General features: G+C 55.3%; 14 protein-coding genes. 9 read left to right on the plus strand and 5 right to left on the minus strand.

What is annotated here, in order from left to right; genetic code table 11:
• The 7 genes from ACNS88_RS16030 to ACNS88_RS16060 form a co-directional block, all read left to right on the plus strand.
• Positions 1 to 275, plus strand: a 275-nt coding sequence (locus tag ACNS88_RS16030) for a PGF-CTERM sorting domain-containing protein (RefSeq protein WP_435099822.1), incomplete at its 5' end; no start/stop codon positions are given.
• 170 nt (positions 276 to 445) lie between these two features.
• Positions 446 to 2,071, plus strand: a complete 1,626-nt coding sequence (locus ACNS88_RS16035) for a PKD domain-containing protein (protein WP_435099827.1) — start codon at positions 446 to 448, stop codon at positions 2,069 to 2,071.
• Positions 2,072 to 3,319: 1,248 nt separating this feature from the next.
• Positions 3,320 to 3,667, plus strand: coding sequence for a type IV pilin domain-containing protein (locus tag ACNS88_RS16040; RefSeq protein WP_435099830.1), 348 nt, complete (start codon positions 3,320 to 3,322; stop codon positions 3,665 to 3,667).
• A 248-nt stretch (positions 3,668 to 3,915) separates the two neighbouring features.
• Positions 3,916 to 4,695, plus strand: coding sequence for a hypothetical protein (locus ACNS88_RS16045; protein ID WP_435099833.1), 780 nt, complete (start codon positions 3,916 to 3,918; stop codon positions 4,693 to 4,695).
• A gap of 165 nt (positions 4,696 to 4,860) precedes the next feature.
• Entirely contained in the window at positions 4,861 to 5,460 is a 600-nt protein-coding gene (locus tag ACNS88_RS16050) for a tyrosine-type recombinase/integrase (protein WP_435099836.1), read from the plus strand.
• Between the two features lie 305 nt (positions 5,461 to 5,765).
• Entirely contained in the window at positions 5,766 to 6,632 is an 867-nt protein-coding gene (locus ACNS88_RS16055) for a ParA family protein (protein ID WP_435099839.1), read from the plus strand.
• Positions 6,625 to 7,032 (plus strand): DUF8115 family protein, encoded by a 408-nt coding sequence (locus tag ACNS88_RS16060; protein ID WP_435099842.1) that lies wholly within the window; start codon positions 6,625 to 6,627, stop codon positions 7,030 to 7,032. The genes ACNS88_RS16055 and ACNS88_RS16060 overlap by 8 nt, the downstream gene beginning before the upstream one ends.
• Before the next feature lie 96 nt (positions 7,033 to 7,128).
• Here ACNS88_RS16060 and ACNS88_RS16065 read toward each other — a convergent pair whose 3' ends face one another.
• Together ACNS88_RS16065 and ACNS88_RS16070 are read right to left on the minus strand one after the other, a co-directional pair.
• Complete coding sequence (locus ACNS88_RS16065) at positions 7,129 to 9,066, minus strand: transposase (RefSeq protein WP_435099845.1); 1,938 nt, start codon at positions 9,064 to 9,066, stop codon at positions 7,129 to 7,131.
• A 106-nt stretch (positions 9,067 to 9,172) separates the two neighbouring features.
• Entirely contained in the window at positions 9,173 to 9,472 is a 300-nt protein-coding gene (locus tag ACNS88_RS16070; RefSeq protein ID WP_435099848.1) for an ArsR family transcriptional regulator, read from the minus strand.
• A gap of 285 nt (positions 9,473 to 9,757) precedes the next feature.
• Here ACNS88_RS16070 and ACNS88_RS16075 point away from each other — a divergent pair, with 285 nt between their 5' ends.
• Both ACNS88_RS16075 and ACNS88_RS16080 read left to right on the plus strand, forming a co-directional pair.
• Entirely contained in the window at positions 9,758 to 9,898 is a 141-nt protein-coding gene (locus ACNS88_RS16075) for a DUF2080 family transposase-associated protein (protein ID WP_435099851.1), read from the plus strand.
• A 3-nt stretch (positions 9,899 to 9,901) separates the two neighbouring features.
• Positions 9,902 to 11,137 (plus strand): RNA-guided endonuclease InsQ/TnpB family protein, encoded by a 1,236-nt coding sequence (locus tag ACNS88_RS16080; protein ID WP_435099854.1) that lies wholly within the window; start codon positions 9,902 to 9,904, stop codon positions 11,135 to 11,137.
• A 57-nt stretch (positions 11,138 to 11,194) separates the two neighbouring features.
• Here the strand turns inward: ACNS88_RS16080 and ACNS88_RS16085 are convergent, their stop codons facing one another.
• From ACNS88_RS16085 to ACNS88_RS16095, 3 genes are all read right to left on the minus strand, one after another.
• Positions 11,195 to 11,479: an ArsR family transcriptional regulator gene (locus ACNS88_RS16085; protein ID WP_435099857.1), complete on the minus strand. Its 285-nt coding sequence runs from the start codon at positions 11,477 to 11,479 to the stop codon at positions 11,195 to 11,197.
• 146 nt (positions 11,480 to 11,625) lie between these two features.
• Positions 11,626 to 16,038: a beta strand repeat-containing protein gene (locus tag ACNS88_RS16090; protein WP_435099860.1), complete on the minus strand. Its 4,413-nt coding sequence runs from the start codon at positions 16,036 to 16,038 to the stop codon at positions 11,626 to 11,628.
• 87 nt (positions 16,039 to 16,125) lie between these two features.
• Positions 16,126 to 21,588: a beta strand repeat-containing protein gene (locus ACNS88_RS16095; RefSeq protein ID WP_435099863.1), complete on the minus strand. Its 5,463-nt coding sequence runs from the start codon at positions 21,586 to 21,588 to the stop codon at positions 16,126 to 16,128.
• Between the last annotated feature and the right edge of the window lie 140 nt (positions 21,589 to 21,728).

Below are 21,728 nucleotides of genomic sequence, written 5' to 3' on the forward strand. Positions count from 1 at the left end.
CCGACCTCGACGCTGGTGACTACACGCACGGTGTGGCCACTGAGGACGGCGAGGCAACCGGGACGCTGACCATCGAAGCCGCCGAGGACGGCGGCTCCGAGGACGGTGGCGCCGACGACGGTGGCGCCGATGACGGTGGCTCCGACGACGGTGGCGCCGATGACGGTGGCGCCGATGACGGTGGCTCCGAAGACGGCACGCCCGGCTTCGGTGCGCTCGTCGCACTCGTCGCCCTCATCGCAGCTGCACTCCTCGCGACCCGCCGTAACGACTAACGTCGCTACGCGGTTCGTGAGTTCCACCCGCTAACTACCGGCCCACGTGGGCTGGCCACTTTTCCGTTTTTTTCAGATCCACAGACACATCCCTCGTCATCTCTGCGCTGGGTGAATTCGCTCTCTTGTAGACAACAGTTTTTATACCGCTGCCAGCCGGAGTCCCGGTAATGGTTCGATCTTTACAGACCAGTGCAGTTGTCCTCCTCTGTGTTTTACTTGCTGTTACGGCAGCCACAGCTGGAGTAGCGCCTGTTGCCGCTCAAGACGGTGGGGACGTTCCCTCATTGCCTGCCGTCTACTATGGTGACCTCACTGTCTCTGGTGGCACTGTTGATGAACCCGTAAAGCTCGATGTCGTCGCTGATGGCAGCGTTCAAGACACCATTCTTGTCGACGCGGATGGCTCGATTGGTGGACCTACAATTAGTGATGATAAACTTGAGGTGCAAGAGCCAAATGAGACCGATATCGAGTTTCAGATTGCTGGCGCTCCTGTCACCGTCGCAAGCGTTGATGGAGAGCCGGTAAACGCTGAGTCAATCACATTTGCAAGTGGGACCCAAGAAATTGTACTCGAAGCTGACCCGGCTGACGTTGAGCCGTCGGTTGGCCTTGAGATAACGAATGTCCCAGAAAGTGTTGAAGCAGGCGAGACCGTTTCTGTCGATATTGCAGCCGAAAATATCGGGGGGGTCGCTGCCAGCCAAGACGTTGAGCTTCTTGACTTTGCTGGAGATACCGTCGATGACACGACCGTCGATCTCGATATTGATGCGACGACTACAACGTCGCTTACGTGGGATACGACTGAAAATGATGCGGGTAATGGATCGGTGACTGTCCGTGCCGGGGACACAACGGTAACGCACGCACTTACGGTTGAACAAGTCGCACCGCCTGTTGTTGCCCAACCAGCTCCTGGTGGCGCAACACGCGGTGACGATAGCGAAACCAACCTCTCTGACGGCGTCACGGGTAGTGATGATCAAGAAGTTCGAAGTGATGACGACTTTGGGATCTCTCAGGTTCGATTTACAAATGCCACTGCTGTAGAGAGCATTACGTGGTCGACAACAGACATTACGGGGACCGTGACAGCGACTGAGTACACGACACCGCCAGCTGATATTGGGGCTGCTCCTGGTGCGATGATCTCTCTTTCAGAGATCTCTGGCTCCACCGTGAACGATACCGATCCGTCGACGATCCAGTTTGCGCTTCAGACAAGCCAACTCACCGAGATTAATGCGAGCGCTGATGAGCTTCGCATCTACCATTTCGTTGAGGGAGAGTGGACCGCACTTGAAACCACAGTCGTCGAGACCGACGATGACGACGTGGTTGTTGTGCAAGCCGACCCTGAGAGTCTCTCGTACTTTGCGGTAAGTGCTGTTAGTGAGCCGACTGCAGAGTTCACTGTCACCCCGACAGATCTCGATACGGAGACGCCTGTCGTGATTGACGCGTCGTCGTCGACAACCTCATACGGAGACCTCGTTACCTATGACTGGGTGATTGACGGTACTACTGCTAGCGGTGAGACTGTAGAGACGAACTTTACAGATGCTGGCACAGTTGAGATCGAACTTACTGTTGAGAACGATGCTGGCGAGACTGATACAACGACTCAGTCCGTGTCAGTCGCTGCCATTTCAACCGATAATGGTAATGGCACTAGTACTGATGATGACTCTGGAGCGACTGAAGAGGGTCTCCCAGGATTCACGGCGCTTACGGCACTTCTCGCGCTTCTCGTGAGTGTTGCTGCAGTTCGGTATCGGGCAAAAAAGTAAGCACCTAACAGTAGTTTCACATTTGGCTGTTATAGCGATTAAGCGAGAAAACCCACACGCACTGTCGCGAGGTGATACCACACGGTGAACAGCGCTAACAAATTATAAAACCTTGAATATCTACACTATTGCTATCCCAACCGATTGTCTCAAAAATGTGACCTTGCATGCGTGACTCACCGTCAAATGGAGACCAATGCCGATCGATGTGTTCACGCCGGCAATGGCTCACACAAGCCGGTACCACAGCAACGCTCACGCTTGCTGGGTGTCTCTTCACTGAGAGCGAGTCAACCCCTCAATCGTCTACAGACCTACAGTCAGACACAGACACATCAGGGCCGTCGACATCTGAGTCGAACGAGTCGTCTGAAACTTCTGAGACACCAACACCATCGACACCACAAATAACGGTCGATCTGACCGTTCCAGAGACGCTCGAAACGGGGATGGAAGACACCTATCGCCTTCGTGTAAAAAACACTGGTGACACAGAGACAGCGGTAACGTATGGTGTTGACATGCGACGGCCACAGATGGTCTACCGAACACGGACTACTGCTGAGACGACGCTTGAGCCCGGTACGACTCACACGCGTACCCGACCGGTCACAAACTGGGACGCGGGAACACTCGGGTGGGTGGCATGGGCAACGGCTGGAGAAAGCCGGGTTACGACTACTGCCAGTACAACGGTCACAGTAAGTACTCGATCTTGGGGAAGTACCTATCAGCCAGCAACCGGTCATGTTCTCAGCATCAGTACACCAACTCTTACTCACAGTTATACCGGAACCCGATCTGATGGATCACTCGTTACAGTGTCGGCGACATCGGGACAACAGCTCGCCGTCATTCAACTTCAAGTGCGTAACTCAACATCTGAACAGCGGCGAACGCCACATGTTAACAGTTTCCAGTTGCATACCACGAGCCGAATAAAACGACCGCATGCCTCGATCGGCGCGGGAACTACTCACGCCTACACTGACTTAGGACCCAGTGATAGCGAGCAGTGGACACTACTCTATGAAATACCTGCGACCACAACTCGAGGCGACCTACTTCTCACACATACGAGTGGTGGGCACTACACAGGTGGTGGATGGCAGGTTCACTGGCGATGACCTCTGTTCGGATCGTTGTGGCTCTCCGATTGCGAACTCTTGTGCGGTAGTTAGTATCAATACTGAGAGTGGAGCCGGTACGTCTAAATGCCTCTGTACCAAATATTAAGCTAGTACTAACATGAACTCAGACAAAATATTCGGGGACGACCGTGGTGTCTCCCCTGTTATCGGAGTGATACTCATGGTTGCTATAACCGTCATTCTAGCAGCTGTGATCGGCACATTTGTTCTCGGGTTGGGTGACAGCATCAGTCAAAACGCGAATGCAGGTGTCTCCTACGACAATAGCACTGAAACAGTGACTGTCACCTCTCTGGGCGCAAACACCAATTTGGTTGAATGTGGGGCTAACACTGAATCAACCAGCGAAGTTGGAGGAGAATTCACTTGTCCTAGTGGCTCTAACATCATTGCTGAGACCGATGGCGGCGAGCGGACCGTAATCCTCACCAATATCGGGCAATAACCTCAATAAACGACTTATTCAAATTTTCAGTAACCCCGCTCCGGGGCTCTCACTCCCCATTATAAGCTTTACACTCATGATTGCAACGACTGTTGTTTTAGGGCCCGTAATGGGGGCATTTGTGCTCAAACTCGGTGAGAACATTGGCAGTACATCCACTGTTGGTGTCAGTGTCAGCGACGGGATGTGATATTAACCAGTATGATATCGAAATCGAAAAAGTATCTTATACATCTTAGTTTTGAAGTATGAACATGATTGCCGTACCTCTTGCTCGTACTTACGACCACCCAAGTTACGAGGATCCATATGACGCAGTCCAAGATTACAATCGGGTCGTAGAAGCCGCTGCGAAGAACCCGAATAAGGGGTCTGCAGCTCTGTCGAAAGTTGTTGAACTCCCACGCAGCCGGATTCGTGCGTGGGTCGACGACGACGGGATGCCGGATCCCGCCCGTGGCGTCATGCTTGCCCAACGGCATGGCTGGACTGAACCGGATGCCGAAATGACTGAGACGCTAGCAGCACTTGCCGGACATCTCCTCGGTGGTGGGTCGATCTCAACAGAGACCTATGTTCCAAGTGTTGCAGCCGGCCGTCGGGTCTCGCTTGACGAGATTGAGACGGCATTTCGCGAGGTCGGTGTCCGCCCGACACGTCGACATGAAGCAGTTGACTCACGAGCGACTGAGGTCCATCCAGCAACTCATGGGTCAGTACTTGGTCGCACACTTGCTGCGTGGGGCTGCCCAGTTGGTGGCCGATCTACTGTTGAAACACTTCCAGCAATTGTTGAGTATACTGGTGAGGCGAGCCAAGTGGCGTTTCTTGATGCCTACGTCCGTCATCGTGCGGTGAATTATCCGAACAAAGCGACGAGTCGACTGCACGGCCAACAGCCTCTCGCATTCCACCAGGCGATTGCCGACTTGATCACGACAGTTACCGCTGAACATGCGAGTGCTGGTGAAAATGGTGTAACGGTTTCAGCCGATGCAATGCGGGCTCTCGACCTTGCAGAAGTATAACTTCTCTTGGGCCACAACGATCTGAACCATTTTGCTGTTGTCTGTCTTATCTCTGTACCCGTCTTGTTCCACAACCCGTGTATATCTGCTCGGATTTGACGGCTAGTAGTGGGGAAACCCATTAATCTCCGGTAGCTTTACACGCCTTTTATGAAATATCCGTGTATGGTTCGCATTGACGACAGCCAGCCGGTCACCAAATGTTGGTTATCCCCCACTGAACTTGATCAGCTCGAGCGGGTTGCCGGTCGTGATGGCTGGGAACGCGAGATCGCAGTCCAGCTCATGGGCCGGTGTGGATTGCGTGCTTCCGAGGTCGCTGGGCCGAGCGATGCTGACCTCCGCTACTCTGATGAGGGCGATGTCTGGCTCTTTGCTGTACGGGGGAAGAACACGAAAGGTGGTGGTAAACAGACGCGGGATGCGTGGATGCCACAGGCCGTTGCTGATGATCTGCACAAATACAGTCGCGAACGCGGGCTCGACCCCGCTGACCCGTGGGTGACAGCGAGTACTGACAGTATCCGTCGCTGGGTGAGAGAGGCCGCACATACGCTCGCTGCTGAAACAGATGCTCCACGGTGGAACGCTGTTTCCTCACACGACCTTCGCCGCTCGTGGGCGACACAGCATCTCGTTGAGCGGCAAGTGGACGTGCGAACGATGATGAGTATTGGCGGCTGGTCAGATTACTCCGCAATTGAACCGTATCTTGCAGCTCCCACTGAAGCTCGTATTGGTGACGCGATGCGCACAGGGGAGTGACGATCGTGACACAGAGATAGTTTCTCTTAATTATTTTGTGAGTGATGTGTTGGTATGGATGTTGGGCTGACGTACGTGCTTGCAGGGACGCCACCAACAGTCGTACTTGCTGTTGTTGGCGCTCTGCTCCTTGGGCTTGCAATTCCGCGCCTCATACGTACTGTCGACTGACGACTACAGTATCCCATCTCAGAGCCCATCTCAGATTCGCTGTAGGATTCTCTATAGGATTTACTATATGGATCGCTACTGGAACTCCTACACGAAAGCATATATGAGATGGTGAGAAGGATAACGCGTACACGATGGGGACAACACACCGCGCTGCTGCATTCTTAGACAAAGGCGGCACTGGCAAAACGACGACCATCGCACACCTTGGCGTGGCCTTCTCTGAGTTGGGCGCTGATGTCTTGTTGATCGACTTAGCTGGCAAGCAAGGCGATCTGGCCAAACACTTCGGTGTCTGGGACACCTACCAAGAGCAGATCGCTGCAGATGAGGCGTGGCCGAACATCGCAACGGTGTTCGATGACTCCTGGTCAACAATCGCTGAGAAGCTCGGCTCTGACCCGGTCGCTGATTTAATCATCGAAACGGACGAGGAGGTGGATCTTATCCCCGCACACCCGGGGCTTGACACGCTTGATGCCACCCTTGGCAACATCGATGATGCCCAAACACGGTATAGTCGCTTGACACAGTTTCTCGATGAGTATGTTGACCCGCTGGAGTACGATGTGGTACTCTTTGATCTCCCTGGGCTGACGAATAACGTCTCATACAACGGACTGTGGGCTGCCCGGCATGTGATTGCGCCAGTGGAGATGGGACCGTTTGAAGCAAAGCAAGCGGAAGCCCTGACAACCGATCTCGCGAAGATCAACAACCAATTTGGACTCAATATTACGCTCACACTGGTGCTCCCGAACAAGGTTGACACACGAACAACACTCGCAGACGAGTACCTCGCGGAGTTTGAAGCCACGTATCCGACCGCGATCGCACCCACAGCAATTCCACAGTCACAGGATATCCGAAATGCGGCCCAACAGGGACAAACCGTATTTGCCTACGGCAATCCATCCAAAACCGCCGAGCAGGCTCGTGCTGCGTACACAACTGCCGCTGATGCACTTTGGACTCACTTCAAGGAAACCACCCATGTCTGAAACGCCCGATGTCGACGACGATGAGGAACTGGCAGCGCTCCGTGAGCAAACGACTCATGGTGACCGATTAGATGAAGCTGCGAACAGTGCCGTATCAGCAGCGTTCGTCGACACTATTGTAGATGAGCTTGACGCAATTGATGCTGGTGAGACGCAAAAAACCGTGAGTGTCTGGGATGGATCTGTTGCGGCTTTTCTCCACGCCCTTGAGACACATCCAGAGCAGTTAGAGACTGTTGGTGCGGACCTTCGAGCGGCACTTGAGAGTTCAGCCGACGAGCCAGCTGATCGCAGTGAGGTCATTCGACTCGCGCTCCGTGTTGGACTCAAAGAAGCCTCCCCAGAAACGTTTGCAGCACTGCAAGAAGGCGTCCAACAGCACGCAGTCAAACAACTGTGAACTACCGTGCTGTCCCGATTCGCAGGTGACGTCAGTCGTTGCCTGAACACAGTGGCTTAGCAGTAGTGGCCAATTTGGACCAATGTTGGAATACTATCAGATCATTAAGTTGTTTCCTGTCGTCCCCTTTGTGAAGTCGGCTTTGCGGAACGCGTGTAGCGTTTCCAGCCCGGTAAGCCTGAACCCAGCCGGGTCACCGAGGTGATACGGGAGTTCGTGATTAAGCGCAACCCAGAAATTATAAAACAACTGCGCAGCGCCGAAGTAGACTGTTCGAGCCAGTCGATTCGACGATCGACACTGCCCCTGAAAGGTATGCTTGAGCTGGCGAATGGCCGTCTCAATCTTCCATCGGTTTCGATACTGATAGCTTAGCCCTTCGATATCCCGTTTCTTGACGTCGAGATCTGTAATCCAGACCGTGTGTGTGTCACTATCGCCATCTTCCTCAGCAGTATCTGTCTCAGGTGTTTTCTCGGCCGGAGGCATGCGATTCGCCCACCCATCGAGTCTCATTGTCGAGTCTGTCTCGGAGTCAACAGCTTTTGATCCACTCTTCTCGGAGGCATCCTCCAATGAGGTACGATCGAAGTCGCGCGTGAGTTTCGTGTTCGGTGTGGTTTGCTCTTGTCCAACTTCCTCTTCGGGGATTGGAGCGATAAGTGCTTTAAACGTCTGCGACTCCGCAGTAAACGCGGTGAATGTGAGGTCCTTGGCATGGTCTGGCTCTCCAGGAGGGGTACGTTTCGCCATATTGGAGTACGCCTTCTTCTCTGGAGCCTGTATCATCCAGCGTAAGTCGTGTTCTCGGCACTTCGTGACGATATCTGCTTGGAACAACTGGCTGTCCATGTAGATGCGTCCGAACTCAAACGAATCGGTTTCACGAAGGCGACGTACCATCCGGTCGAGGGCCTCGGCTTTTTCGCTTCGCTTTTTGATAGGGGTGACCCCTAAAATGTAGTTTTGACCCGGTGAGACGGTCGACAAAACAGCATAGTGCCAAAATTCCGTAGTATTATCTTTTTTGATGGATCCAGTTACCCACCTGTGTTCTTTTCCATACCAGCCAACAGTTGTGAGGTCAAAGGCTAGGTGGGTCGGCTGGGATACCGCCAGTGTCTCTCGGTTAAGTAGGCGACACGTCGCGTCGATGAATTTTCCTTCGAGATCCTCTACCTCGTACCCCTTGGGCGTCCCTGGACGTGGGATGTACTCTGATAGCGTTGATGCCGAGGGGGTATCATACGGAGAGAGCCAATCAAGCAGTTCGGCTCCATTTTTTGCGGCACACCCCTCGATAGCCAGATGCGCGAACAACCGGTAGATGTCCCCGATTGAGTGCTGGTAGTTGGGGGCAAAGCGATCACGATCGAACCGGAGACAGGGCGCAACCAGAGCCATATATTTAGCGAGGATTTGACTTGCCTGGTCCAGCTTTTCATCCATGCTAACTGTCCACTCTTCATCGTTTTCCAAGTGATAGGCGCGTGGCTTCGAGGGGTATACAGGAGCCCGATCGAAGGAGCGCCCCCGAGACGTCAACGCGTAGAGCGCTGCGTTGTGACTGTAGCGTGCGGCCGTAGAGAGAAATTCGGCGTCGAAATCGCTGATAGCCCCTGAAAGCGTCGAATAGCTAGTCCCATTGCGGGGGGTGAAGCCGGCTTCACGCGCAACCGGACCCCCCTGTTCGAGGATGGCCTCAAGTTCACGGTAGCCACCAACGAACTCCTTCAAGACACCGGCTCGGTACATCCGTTGTGTCCGCTGATCTAACGCGTCCCAATCAGCAATCTCGTCACACGCAGGGGCTATTCGCAACTCAAAATGCCGCAGAGCCCAGAGGAGTTTCTCAGTCTCTTCGTCGTATTCGATGTCTCCGCCAAGTTCCACGGCTTGGTTTTTTTCGTCCCATCGGTCAACATCGTAGGTAGGCGAGAAAGATACCGAAGAGAGTGGATCAAAACCCGGCTCGATGCCGTCGAACGTGGGGGGTAACTCATCACCGTAGGAATCTGTATGCTCAAACCCCATTAGGGAACGTGTCTTACCCATGTTTATTATACAATTCGGTTATGTGTTCCTAGAAGTGACAAATATATGGTTTAAATCAAACATAGCGACAAACTGGACAGTACTGCTAGAGATGCTCAACAGGCTCGTCAAGGTAGCTTGTAAGCGCGGCCTCAAAATCACCACCAGTAGTGTATGTCTCTCGACAGGCGACGGCGGCATGACCACGGTCTGTGATGGCATAGAGGCCGCTTTTTTGAGCAGGTCCAACTCGCTCAACAAGCCCATAATCAGCTAACACCGGCAAGCGTGTATTGATATATGCCCGGTTCTGATCAAGTAAGACAGCTAGATTAATTGCATTGTTGCGATGACCATCCGTTAGTTGCTCAAGAATCTCGAAATCAGTAGGCTGTACGAGTCTCATATTGGAGTAGTATATACCATAGGTGTATAGTTAGTCGGAGATTTCGAACTCGGTGACCCCAGCCGGATACCGATTAGTGGGTTCTAGACGGAGAGGATACCAACTCACCGATTAGCTGAATGTAGGCGTTAAGCCCCCTTCCTCAAGGAGCAACGCAGGCCGAAGGCCGAGTAGCGCAGTAGGGAGGGGATACACCGCTGTCAGCGTTTGCATACACTGTTCTGTTGATGCCCACAACCACGCGAATCGGCACGCTTATGTTTCAACAATATATAAACATAGGTGATGGATAGACACGAGATTGGGGGCCACGAAGTCATCGAGGGAGAAGTGAAACCGACCGGCAACGGCGCACACGTCCTCGTTCCCAAAGACTGGCTTGGCACAGATGTGAAAATCGTCCGAACGTCTGACCCCGACGAATAGCCAATGCACTACGCCTACAGGTTCCGGCTTGATCCCACGCCCGAACAGCGTGAGCGACTCGATTATCACCGTGATACCTGTCGGCAACTGTACAACAACGCACTCAAGCAGTTTGAACAAATCCCCGACTCGGCAGGGACGCTCAACCAACGAGTGCGGCAGGTACGTGACCAACTCACCGACCTCAAAGAGTGGTGGGATGAACTGAACGACTTGTACTCGACAGTTGCACAAGCCGCTGTCATGCGAATCGAAGACAGTGTGAAAGCACTGTCTGAGCTGAAACAGAAGGGGTACAATGTCGGGAGCCTTAATTGGAAAGCACCACACGACTTCCGCAGTTTCACTTACGTCCAGTCTGGTTTCGAGTTCGATAGTAAGAACGGCCAGCTTGTCCTGTCACTATCGAAACTTGCGGATGTTCCAATCGTGAAACACCGAGAGATACCCGACGACGTGAATATCAAAGAGGTCACAATCAAGAAGGAATCCACTGGTGAGTGGTATGCCTGTTTCGCTGTCGATGGCAAACAGACGCCGGAGAAACCAACCGATCCCGAACACTGCGTCGGAATCGACGTTGGCATACTCAAATACGCCCATGATACGGACGGAACCGCTGTCGAGTCGCTTGATCTATCCAACGAACGCGAGCGGTTGGGACGCGCCCAGCGCGACCTCTCGCGGAAAGAACACGGCTCAAACAATTGGGAGAAACAGCGGAAAGTTGTCGCCAAACGTCACGCCGATCTGAAACGGAAGCGACGAGATTTCTTACACAAGCTGTCGAATTACTATGCTACCGAGTACGATTTCGTGGCCGTCGAAGACTTGGACGCGAAAGGGCTAGTCGAACTGCCCGGCAACTCTCTGAACCGAGCGTCGGCGGCGTGGGGGACGTTCAAGCGGCTGTTGGAATACAAGTGTGAGAGGGAAGGAACGCACTTTATCGGGGTCGATCCGAAAGATACGACCAAAGAGTGTGCGTCCTGTGGTGTGAAAACTGAGAAACCCTTGTGGGTACGGGAACACTCTTGTCCTGCCTGCGGGTTTGAAGCGGATCGGGACGCGAACGCGGCGATCAACATCCTTTCTCGCGGTTTGTCGAAACTAGGAGTGGGACACTCCGAAGGAACGCCTGTGGAGACTGCGCTCCCTGTGGATACTTCGGTATCTGCAAAGCGTGTCATAGAAGCAGGAAGCCCCACCCTCAAGGAACCCGCGCAAGCGGGTGAGTAGGGTGGGGTAGTTCACGGAGTGAACAAACGCTTCGAGTTAACTTAAGCTAGATCGTACTCAGAGCTGCTGTTCGACAAAGACTTCGAAGTCGTTGATCTCGTCAGCGAAATACGCCTCGCTGTGCTCGACAGCGATCTCCCCTTTTGTCGTTATGACATAGAGACCGCTCTGCTCTTTTGGTCCGACACGCTCAACGAGGTCTTCACTGAGCAAATATCCGAATCGGGTGTTGATGTACGCGCGATCTGCATCGATCTCGAGTGCAACGTTCGCGGCCACATTTCGCTTGCCACTCGCGAGAACCTCGAGAATCTTGAAATCAGTTTGATTAAGCCGGTCCATCGCTCTTGTTGGTCTCTTGTGTTCTGTGTTTGTTAGTCGTATGCAGATGCGTGAACGCCAACCAGCATGGGGCTCAGTCCGTTCAAAGGACACAGCCTGCAGGGAGAACTGCGTTCTCCCTATCGCTGGCCGGTGTGTGCTTGCCGTTACTCGCGTCGGGTCAGGAACCCAGCTGCGAGCGTGATTGCGAGCAGGGCGACGAGCACACCGAAGCCGGGCGTCCCGTCTTCGGAGCCACCATCGTCGGTGCCACCGTCATCGGCGCCACCATCATCAGCCCCACCGTCGTCGGCGCCACCGTCATCGGCGCCACCGTCATCGGTGCCACCATCGTCGGTGCCACCATCACCGGAACCACCATCGTCAACGGCTTCAACCGTCAGTGTCCCTGTCTGTGAGTCATTCTGCGTGTAGATGCCGTAGGTGTACTCACCAGCGTCGAGGTTGCTTGTGTCGATATCCTCGAGGGTGAGCGTGGCTTCGCCTCCGTTCGACCGGAGGAGCACGCTTTCTTCAGCGATCACTTGATCATCCACGCGGAACTCAACTGTCTGCTGGGCCGCCTGCTCACCAGTGTTGGTGATCGTCGCGGACCCATCGATTGTCTCGCCTTCGTTGATCGTCGCCTCGACGGGCTCGAGGTTACTGACCTCGAAGAACGCAGGAGCGGGACTCGACAGTGGACCACCGCCACCGCCGCCACCACTGCTGGTGGACACTTCATTGACCGTGAGTGTACCCTCGATAGATGTGCCGTTCGCATCTACTGTCACGTCGTACACACCGGCATCAAGATTACCAGTGACATCACTGAAGCTCTCCGTCTGGATGCCACTGCCATTGAGTGTGACACTCCGCGTTTCCACTTCGGTGTTGTCAATGGTCAACGTAACATCGAATGTGCCTTGTAGGTCGCCAAGATTCTCGACATCCACGGCGACGTACGTCTGCTCGCCTTCGTCGATCGAGGCGTCTGTACCAGCCCCTGCGATGTTGAGGTTCGACAGGTCAGCGGTAGCCGGCTGGTCAATGGTGATCGTTGCGTCGTCGGTCACACCACTTGTGATGAACCCGTCTGCGGTGCCGTGAGCGATTGCACTACCGAAGCCGTCACCGGTGGCCTCGTGCAGCATCGCGATATACTCGCCATCTGCGCTGACCGGCTCGTTAAACGTAACCTCGACGTTGCTGTTCGCTCCAGTGAGGTTTCCAGAGCTTCCAATCGGGGCGCCGATTGTGCCCGTACTGGCATCGTACGGGTGGACGACGACAACAAACGGCTCGTCGGTGCTGGTTCCGGTACGTAGATCAGCCGTCGAAACGTTGACAGCGCTGATGTTCTGCTGGATGAACGTCTGGTCGGCGAACGTTACGGTGCCGTCAAACAGCGTGACAGTGTCCGTAGCGATGCTTGCGCTTGCTGCATCCGACTCGTTATTGACTGTTGGCGCCTTACTGCTGGGCACCACGTAGATCGTGTGATCGCCAGGCACGCTGCGGTCATTGAGTGGCACAGTCTTACTGCTACCGTCTAACTCGCCTGCTTGGATGCTTGTGCCACCAACAGAGTCTCCGTTCGCATCGAAGACAAATATGCCGCTGTCGACGTTTGCATCGACGCTCTCGACGACAATTCCGGGGTTCGCGGGATTGTCGACGACCGTACTCGAACTCACAGCTTGATCGTTCACGGAGACGTTTCCGGCAGCTGTCTCATCAATAACCGTGAACGACACGGTATCAGTGTCGTTGGCTGTTTCGACGGTGGAGGTGTACTCGCCGGCCTCGTTAATATCGATGTTGGCGAACGCCGGCTTTGCCTCACCGGGCTGGCCAACTGGCTCAGACGCATTCAGCGTTAGCGACACTGTGTCTGCAGCGACTTCGGTGCCGCTTGCATTCTGGATGGTAAAGTTGACATCCTGTGTCGCATTCACGTCACCAGTGTTCTGAATCAATGCCGCGGCACCAATATCGCCTGCCGCGACCGTCCCGTTCTTTGTGGGTTGGGTGGCTTGGATTTCGAAGTTTGCAGGCTCACGAACCGTGGCGGTCGCATTATCGCTCACACCGATGAGTGCGGGATCACCGATCTCGGTAATGAACCCGAACTCTGCCCCGTACGGAATCGGGCCCGTCACGTTTCCATTGCCGTCCGTGGCGTGTAACACAGTCACGAGGTCGGTGGTGCCGCGCTCAGAGATCGGCTCGTCAAGCTCAACGGCCACATTCTCGTTCGATCCATTGAGGATTGCTGACGTTCCGACCGGAGTCAGCGTCTCGTTGCCATCTACAAACTCGAGTGTGTAGACAACCGCTGCGAAGTCCGTCGTGTTGTCTGCGCCATCACGCAGCGTTGCGTCGCTCAGCGTGACTTCTGTAGTGTTGCCGACAGTGTCTGTGTCATCCAGCTCAACTGTGCCTTCAAACACGGTTGCCGTGTCATTCGCGATGCTACTGTCTGCAGTCGCTGCAGAGATCTGCCCGACCGGTGGATCCGACTCGAAGACGTTCTCACCGGTTTTATCGCTTAGATCCGTGTCCGGAACGATGTGGACGGTGATGTCATTCGGAACGCTGGTGACATTCTCGAAGAGCGGGATTGCCGTTTCAGTTCCATCGAGTTCACTTGCGCTGAAGGACCACCAACCAGCCACAGTCGTATTGCCGTCGTCTTCGTAGGTGGCAAACACGTAACTGTCGACGTTGGCCTCGACATCTTCAGCGACGATCCCAGCCGGGAGATCGTCACCCTCAGCGAAGAACGCAAGCGAGGAGTTCGTCGCCTGCTCGTTGAGGGTAATGTTCCCTGTCGCTTCACTTACGACTGTCACACTTCCCGAGACGCTCGTATCGTTGCTGGCGATCGTGTACGTGTAATTGCCAGCCTCGGTGAAGGTAACACTCGAGCCGTTAAACACCGAATCAGAATTCGCCGGGAGCGTCAGTTCTTGCTTCTCTTCGAAAACGATCGAATCGGTTTCGTTGGTAACAGTCACCGTGAGATTCTGGGTCTCAGCGAAGTCCCCCTCGTTTTTGGTCTCCGCTGAGAGGAACAGCTCGCTCCCAGCAGCGATGGTAGCGTCAGTTGGTCGCGGATTAGTGACGTTGAAGAACGGCGAGTCGTTGATCGTCACCGTTGCAGTATCACTGACACCACCGGCAACGACACCGGCTGTGGCGTCGACATTCGGGACGGGTTCGCCACTGTCAGCGAAGTGCAGCATGGCGACCATATCCGTGTCGGCATCAACCTCGTTGATAGACACGGTCACGTCGTTCTGCGGCCCACTCAGCTCCGCACTCGATCCGAGGACCGGCAGCCCCTCTGTCTCTTCGTGGACAACGACCGTGTAATTCGCAGCCGTTGCCGGCTGGAGGTCACTCGTGCTCACAACGACTTCGGTGGTCGAGTCGTTGTACTCCTGATTATCGATCGCGACGGTGCCCTGGAAGACCGTCGCAGGGGCACTGTCGATAATGGAGTCTGCGGTCGCACTCGAGATGGTCTCGCCGGGCGCGTAGTCAGCACTCGTGTCGTTCGTGCGCACGGTATGGACCGTGTGTGCGCCGGGGAAGCCACCCGCATCCTGCACCGGGACAACGGCACTCTCATCGCCGGGTTCGAACGGGGTCGTGCCCGCGACAACGAGATCACCGGCGCCATTCTCGTAGGTGAGCAGCACCTCGCCGTTCACATTCGTGTCAAGGCCAACCTGCACACCCGCGTCTGCCGGCCCGTTCTGGGTCGAACTTGACGCCGTTGCCTGATCGGCGAAGTCGACCGTTGCTTCAGCTTGTTCAACGGTGACGACTGTGCTCTCGCTGTCGTCTTCGCTCGCAACCGTGAGCGCACGGTCACCAGCATCACCGATTGCGGTGTCCCACGACAGTTGGATCGTTTCCGTGGAGTTCGGTGTGATCGTCCGTGAGACGGCTGCAACTTCACCAACACCTTGATCGACACTCAGGCCGACCGACTGGGTCCCGGTCGCGTTCCCGGTGTTTTCGATGGTCGCTTCGACATCCACGGGGTCACCCTCGCCGATGCTGGCGGGCGCATCCGTGATGTTGATCTCGAAGTTCGGTTCACCAGTGAGTGCCTCCTCGTCAACCTCGAGTTGGACATCTTGGTTGCCATCGTTCCAGGCAACCGTCTGTGCGTTGACTGACTGGCCGTCAACACTGGTGATATTGGCGATGACACCACCCACGATGAACTGCACCTGGCCATCAGCTGGCTCTGGGACCTCGATTTTCTCGCCGTCGAGTGTCGCATCGCCAAAGGCACCATTAGTGCCTGCGACGAGACTATCAACGGCAGTGCGTTCTCCATCACCGTTGAGATCGGCATACGCAACGACTTCAAGCGATTCTCCGGGTTCGGCTCCGTTGACGCTGACGTCGCCGTAGTACGCAGCGGAGAGCGATGCATCTGGTTCGACATCAGCGGTCACAGCATCGGCAGGCGTTGCAGCGGCCACGCCAGCTGGAGCTAATGTGAAGCCCACCAAGATGAGGCAGGCGAGCGCGATCGGTGTCACGCGGGTATCAGGCATATGAATGGGAATAGTATGGAGCCTTGAGCTGTGTGTTCGTGTTTTGTGTGAAACGGTGTGGAAGCCGTTAGTTAGAGTGCTGTGCTACTAGGCGACCACCACTGTTTCGGTGGCAGAGGAGTCTTCGGTGCTCACTTCAACAGTGATCGTGTCGCCTGTTGTTTCGCCCCCATCAGTATTGACGGTGAACGTGACTGTCTGAGTCTGTCCAGCGTTGACACGCAGGTTCTCGTCCTGCGGCAGGTCAATCGTAGCCGCACTACCAGATGTCGACACTTCTTCGATAGTGAGCGTCTGGATGTCGTCCTTGTCACCAAGGTTCTCGACATCAACAGTCACATCGAAGCTGTCTGCACCGGCTGCTACCGGCGCCGTAGTACCCGTAATCGTCGTGTCGAGGAACGCATCGGTACCGATCGTGTCGGTGTTGTCGGTGCGGTCTGCGACGTTGGCAGCCGTCACGGTCGCGGGCTTGGTAATCTGTTCAGCAACGGTGAGCCCGACGTTGGACTCCTCGTTGACAATCACGAGGTAGCCAGCGTGCGGGTGGACGATCTTGTCGCCAGCACCACTGCGGAAGTTCTCACCGAAGCCAGCGGCCGTCGGGTCGCGCACGAGGTCAGCGTCCGTCTGGGCGCCGACACCGTACAGGTTGTCACCGAGTTCGAACGGCTGGGCGACGTAGTCCGTGTCGCCACCCGGGAAGAGACTGTCATCGACCGTGCCCGCACGGGTTGCCGGCACGAAGTTCAGTCCTTCGTTGAACTCGTTGCGCGCGATGTTCGTGTTGTTGCCGTCAGAGTCGTACTCGATGAGCACCGACGAATCAACGCTGTCGGTGTTGTCGACCACGTACGCGTCGAAGGCTTCGACCTCATGGTTCTCGAAGTCTTCATCGACGAGGCCGAACGTCCCATCGGCTTTGAGCTCGTAGACGGCGCCTTCAAGCTCCGTGTCGAAGACGTCCGCGAGCGTCAGGCCATCCTCGACCTGCGCCGGGAAGCCAACCGTCGTCACCGAGCCACTCGAGACGACCACGTCGTGACCGAACTCAGTCGTGGACGAGACATCGTCAGCGCTCGTCTGGTTCGTCGTCAGGAACGGATCGTAGACGGTGGTTGCAGTGCCGGTGATGTTAGGCGTCGTCGTTGCGCCGGGTCCAGCACGCTCACCGTAGTAGTTCAGCGTGGCATTGAGTTCAACGTCGTTGTTCTCGATGGCCGTGGTCCCACTGTTGAACGCGTTGTTCTGAACAGTGAGGTCACCAGCAATAGCGTCCACACCAAGCGAGATGTCGTTACTCTCGAAGGTGGTCTGGGTGATTTCGCTGTCAGTGGCCGCGGCGTTAATTGCGACGCCGTCGCCGGCGTCGTGGTTGCTGATCGTCGCATCAGTGACGCTCAGAGTGATCGTACCACTGTTAACAAGAATTCCTTCCTCATCGTTGTTGTCGATGAGTGTTTCCTCGTTAACGTCGAGGGTGAAGGTCCCACCAGTCGACGCATCGATACCCTTCAGGTTGTCTGTAAGCGTGCTGTTGGACACGTCGACCGTGGCAGCAGCACCCGACGTGGAGATGCCAGCATCCTCGTGGTTGCGGATCTCCGTGTTGGTGATGTCAACCGTGCCAACATCAGCAGCGATGTTGACACCGAGACTATCGCCATCTGTGTAATCGCCGTTCGTGAACACGCTGTTCTTGATATCCACGCTAGTGACTGCAGCGTTAGTGAGATCAACGCTCGTCGCAGTCGTCCCGTCGACGACAGCAACGTCGTCAAGCGTGAGGTCACCGGTAAGGCCGCCCACACTGATAGCATCCGGATACTCGGAGTCATCGTCAGACGTGACATCCGTGCTGATGATGTCGACATTAGCGGTTACTCCGCTGAGGTCGATGACCGAAGTACCGGTATCGGTCTGACCAACCACAGTGACGTCAGTCAGCGTGATCGAGTCGTAGTGGTTTGTAGTGGCGAGGTCAACATTGCCGTTGATAGTCACCTCATCGTCCGTAAGTCCACGGACGAGCAGGTCTGTATCACCAGCAACACCGGCTTCACCGATCGTGACGTCCTCGTTGTAATCGCCAGCTTCGACGACATCGACAATCGCGGCGTCGTTGGCGGTGTCCGTGTCGACAACGCCTGCACTGTCGGCAAAGTCAATCGAGCCGTAGAGTGTATCGTCGTCAGCCAGGGACTCTGTTCCACTATCCTCAGCGTAGACGAGGACTGCCTGTTCGAAGGTGTTCTGGCTGAATTCAATCGGGCCAGCGGTAACGCCGTTGTAGACACCCTCTGCGTTAATGCCAGAGTCAACGAGACTCTGGGATAGCTGCACCTGCGTTTGGAAGCCATCGAGATCGACTTCCGTCACGTTGAGCTGTTCGATGCCCTCTTTGCCAGGCTTGTCAACGCTACTGAGGTCAAGTCCCGTAGACGCGGTGTCAATACCAGGACCAGTCACAGAGACGTTCTCAACCGTGAACCCGTCACGGTCATCGCCACCGCTCGCTTCGAGTACGAGACCGTCACCATTGACGTCGAACGTACTGTCAGTAACCGTCACGACGTTCACGTCAGTCGTGGTAGAGCTAACGAGGAAGCCAGAGCCCGAGCCAGCGTTAGTAACATTGAGATCGCTGAAGGAACTCTGAGCATTCGCACTTGCAACTTTAATGACAGCATCCGCGCTCTCTGCCTCAATCGTGAGGTTAGAGATGTTGTTGTTGTTCAGGTCTGCATTGTTGTCTGTAATGAGGAATGTCGTCTTAACGAGGACATCCTTGTTTTCACCCGTGATCGAAATGCCGTCCGTCTCGGGGAAGTCAACGCGTGCATCATCGTAGCTGTCAACTCCTTCAAGACCGTCGGGGTCTTTGACTTCGAGTTCAGCAGAGTTGACGTTCGCAGCGGCATCGACGAGATTCGCTGCTTCGTCGATACTGCCAGGCAGGTACGAGTTGGCACCAGTGACATCAAGGTTGTCAACGGTTCCGTAGGTGTCCTCGTAGCTGGTCCCGTCAGGACCAATCACGAGGGTACCGAACTCGTTGTTGTTCTCGGGATCGAGGATAGCGTCGTAGCCAGCCTCACTGATGACCGAATCAGCCTGAGTGTCAGTCTCGGCGATCAGGTACGCGTGTCCCGTGATCGTGTTGTTGTTGAACGGAATCGCGTCGTCACCGGAGCCAGTGAACGGGTCAGAGCCGAAGCCAGTGATTGCCTCGAACTCGACCCCGACACTGCTACTACCGCCAGCAACGTCCGCGCCGACGAGTGTGTTACCGGTGATGGTAACGTCCTCGGCACGCGGGAGATTGTACTGGACACCAGTCAGCATCTGACCACCACGGACCGTGTTGTCCGTGATGGAGATGATACCGTTAGAGCCCTGTGTTCCAACCTGTAGGTTGATCCCGACACCGTCACCGAGATTCGTCAGGGTTGCGTTATCGACGGTGTACTCGTTGGCCGCCGTCGCAGCATTATCAATACCATTGATCGTAATGCCGTTGACCGCAGTTGCGCCATCAGTAGCCGTAACTGTGACGTCAGTGACGTTAACGTTGTCCGAGCCGTCCTGGACAAGTACACCAGTGTTGCCGTTACTGATGCCCGTGATGTCAACATCATTAACGAGGACATCACCAGCTCCGGCACCGTTGCCGATGGTAATCGCGTCGGACGCACCAACAGTAGTCAACGAGAGGTCCTCAAGTGTGACCGAATCCGCTGCGTCAACGGTGAGCGACTGACCATCAAGGTCAACCGAACGGACAGTCAGGTCACTTGCAGTGCCACTGTCGGTGAACGTACCCCCGACAACGAAGTTCTCGAAGGTGACCTCAGTATTGCTCGCAAGGTCAACATTACCACCGATAGTCGGACGCGTGTCTGCGTCACCGCTGACAACGACATTATCGGTCGAAATAGTCACGCCACCCTCGTTGTAGGTCCCGCTCCCCACAGCGATGGTGTTCCCTGCAGCGCCACCGTCAGCGTCGGCCGCGTTGATCGAACCGTAGATGTCGCCGTCCACGCTGACAACATTGTTGTTGGCGTCAACCGGAACGGCGAGCTGCGCGAACGTGTTGTTGTCGCGGAGTACCGTCGCATTGACGTTGGCTCCAGCGTTGTTGATCTGGGTCTCGAAGCCAGCGAAGTTGTTGTTCACAACCGTCGCGCTGTCAGGTGCTTGGAGATTAAGACCGATATCTGCGGAACCAACCGTCGTCGTGTCTGCTGCGTTCAGGTCGTTGTTCTCAATCGTGACCTCACCGGCAACATCAGGAGCAACAGTGATCGCGTTACCGGAAACACCCGCGTTAACTGACGCAATAACTGTCGAATTCAGAACGGTCGGGTCATCGCCGCCTGTATCGATGAGAACCGCTTCACTGGCACTAGTGGCAGTGTTTTCGAACGTAATCCCATCAATGGTCACGTTCGCAGCACTGACAGTGGTTTTCTCTTCAAAGCTGGGTACAGAGCCAGTGAAGGGATTTTCTTCACCGACAATGGTCAGTGATGCGACATCGGCGGTGAAGGAGGCATCGTTCGTGTTGCCGTTTCCGTTGTAAGTGCCACCAGTCACCCGAATGGTGTCACCCTGATCGGCCGTCGCATCGCCAATTGCGCTCTCGACACTCGTGTAGTACTGGTCTTGGCTACCGTCTCCGGGTTCAAGCGTAACCTGTTCGCTGTGGACAAGTCGGGAGTTAGTCCCGTCACCAACGTCGAACGCGGTGATCGTCGACGTGGACGCTCCAAAGGTCCCAGCCGCGAACAGCGCGTCGTCAACGTTCTTGTCCTGGAGCGTGTTCTCTTGGGTCCCGACGAGTGAGTCGAGCGCGTCACCGTGGGTGCCCGTACCCGCGTCAGCGAGAAGGCTGTAGTCGGACGGGTTAGAGTTGTCGACCGAAATGGCGACGATATCGTCTGGCGAAGTAGTTTTATCGCTTGCGAGGGTACCATCACCAGCGCCAGGGGTACTCTCGGTTGCCGTGCCGGTCAGAGCCGCTGCCTCACTCCCAGTCGTCACGACGATGTAGTCGTGGGTGCCCGCAACATCGTTCTCGCCGGTAACCGTTGTATCGATTTGCGAGAACTCGGACTGGGGATCGAACTCAATGAACACCGCTCCACTTGCATCGGTAGCGGAGTCCGAAACACTCAGCGTGCCGGGTGCTGCATCGAGGAAGGCAGCCGGGTCATCCTCGAAGGATTCACCGACATCGAAGAGCGTGTCAATACGGTCTGGTGTTACTGCGACACCAGCGAAGTTAGTGTCAGCTGAACTAGCCAGAGTGACACTCCCATCGTCCTCGAGTGTTGTACTTGCACCAACTGTTTTCACAGCACTATCATTGGCGATGTTAACGTCGTTTCCGACGTCTGTGCTATCGACGGCGGAGTCATACGTCCCGCCAGCGGTCTGCGCGCCAGCACCGCCGACGAACGCCATCCCGCCCATCGAGACGAGCATAATCAATGCAAGCGATACAGCGAGCACCTGCCGGCCGGACACGCTCTCGCGTATACTCATGAGGGGCCCTCACGAGTGCCGACAGTTGCTGTCCGATTCGTCACACCAAATCTGTCTACCATTGGTATATTGCTATGGTTTATGGCGGTCCTACATAAAGGCAGGGGATAGGTCATTGAAGAATAATGAAACAAAAAGAA

Origin of the sequence: Halorubrum shenae, from assembly GCF_051194165.1 — an archaeon.
In the GTDB taxonomy this organism is placed as follows: Archaea; Halobacteriota; Halobacteria; order Halobacteriales; family Haloferacaceae; genus Halorubrum.

Bases quoted from the DNA above. Each gene is read 5' to 3' on its own strand.
- ACNS88_RS16035 (WP_435099827.1), top strand. From the start codon at position 446: ATGGTTCGATCTTTACAGACCAGTGCAGTTGTCCTCCTCTGTGTTTTA.
- ACNS88_RS16040 (WP_435099830.1), top strand. From the start codon at position 3,320: ATGAACTCAGACAAAATATTCGGGGACGACCGTGGTGTCTCCCCTGTT.
- ACNS88_RS16045 (WP_435099833.1), top strand. From the start codon at position 3,916: ATGAACATGATTGCCGTACCTCTTGCTCGTACTTACGACCACCCAAGT.
- ACNS88_RS16050 (WP_435099836.1), top strand. From the start codon at position 4,861: ATGGTTCGCATTGACGACAGCCAGCCGGTCACCAAATGTTGGTTATCC.
- ACNS88_RS16055 (WP_435099839.1), top strand. From the start codon at position 5,766: ATGGGGACAACACACCGCGCTGCTGCATTCTTAGACAAAGGCGGCACT.
- ACNS88_RS16060 (WP_435099842.1), top strand. From the start codon at position 6,625: ATGTCTGAAACGCCCGATGTCGACGACGATGAGGAACTGGCAGCGCTC.
- ACNS88_RS16065 (WP_435099845.1), bottom strand. From the start codon at position 9,066: ATGGGGTTTGAGCATACAGATTCCTACGGTGATGAGTTACCCCCCACG.
- ACNS88_RS16070 (WP_435099848.1), bottom strand. From the start codon at position 9,472: ATGAGACTCGTACAGCCTACTGATTTCGAGATTCTTGAGCAACTAACG.
- ACNS88_RS16075 (WP_435099851.1), top strand. From the start codon at position 9,758: ATGGATAGACACGAGATTGGGGGCCACGAAGTCATCGAGGGAGAAGTG.
- ACNS88_RS16080 (WP_435099854.1), top strand. From the start codon at position 9,902: ATGCACTACGCCTACAGGTTCCGGCTTGATCCCACGCCCGAACAGCGT.
- ACNS88_RS16085 (WP_435099857.1), bottom strand. From the start codon at position 11,479: ATGGACCGGCTTAATCAAACTGATTTCAAGATTCTCGAGGTTCTCGCG.
- ACNS88_RS16090 (WP_435099860.1), bottom strand. From the start codon at position 16,038: ATGCCTGATACCCGCGTGACACCGATCGCGCTCGCCTGCCTCATCTTG.
- ACNS88_RS16095 (WP_435099863.1), bottom strand. From the start codon at position 21,588: ATGAGTATACGCGAGAGCGTGTCCGGCCGGCAGGTGCTCGCTGTATCG.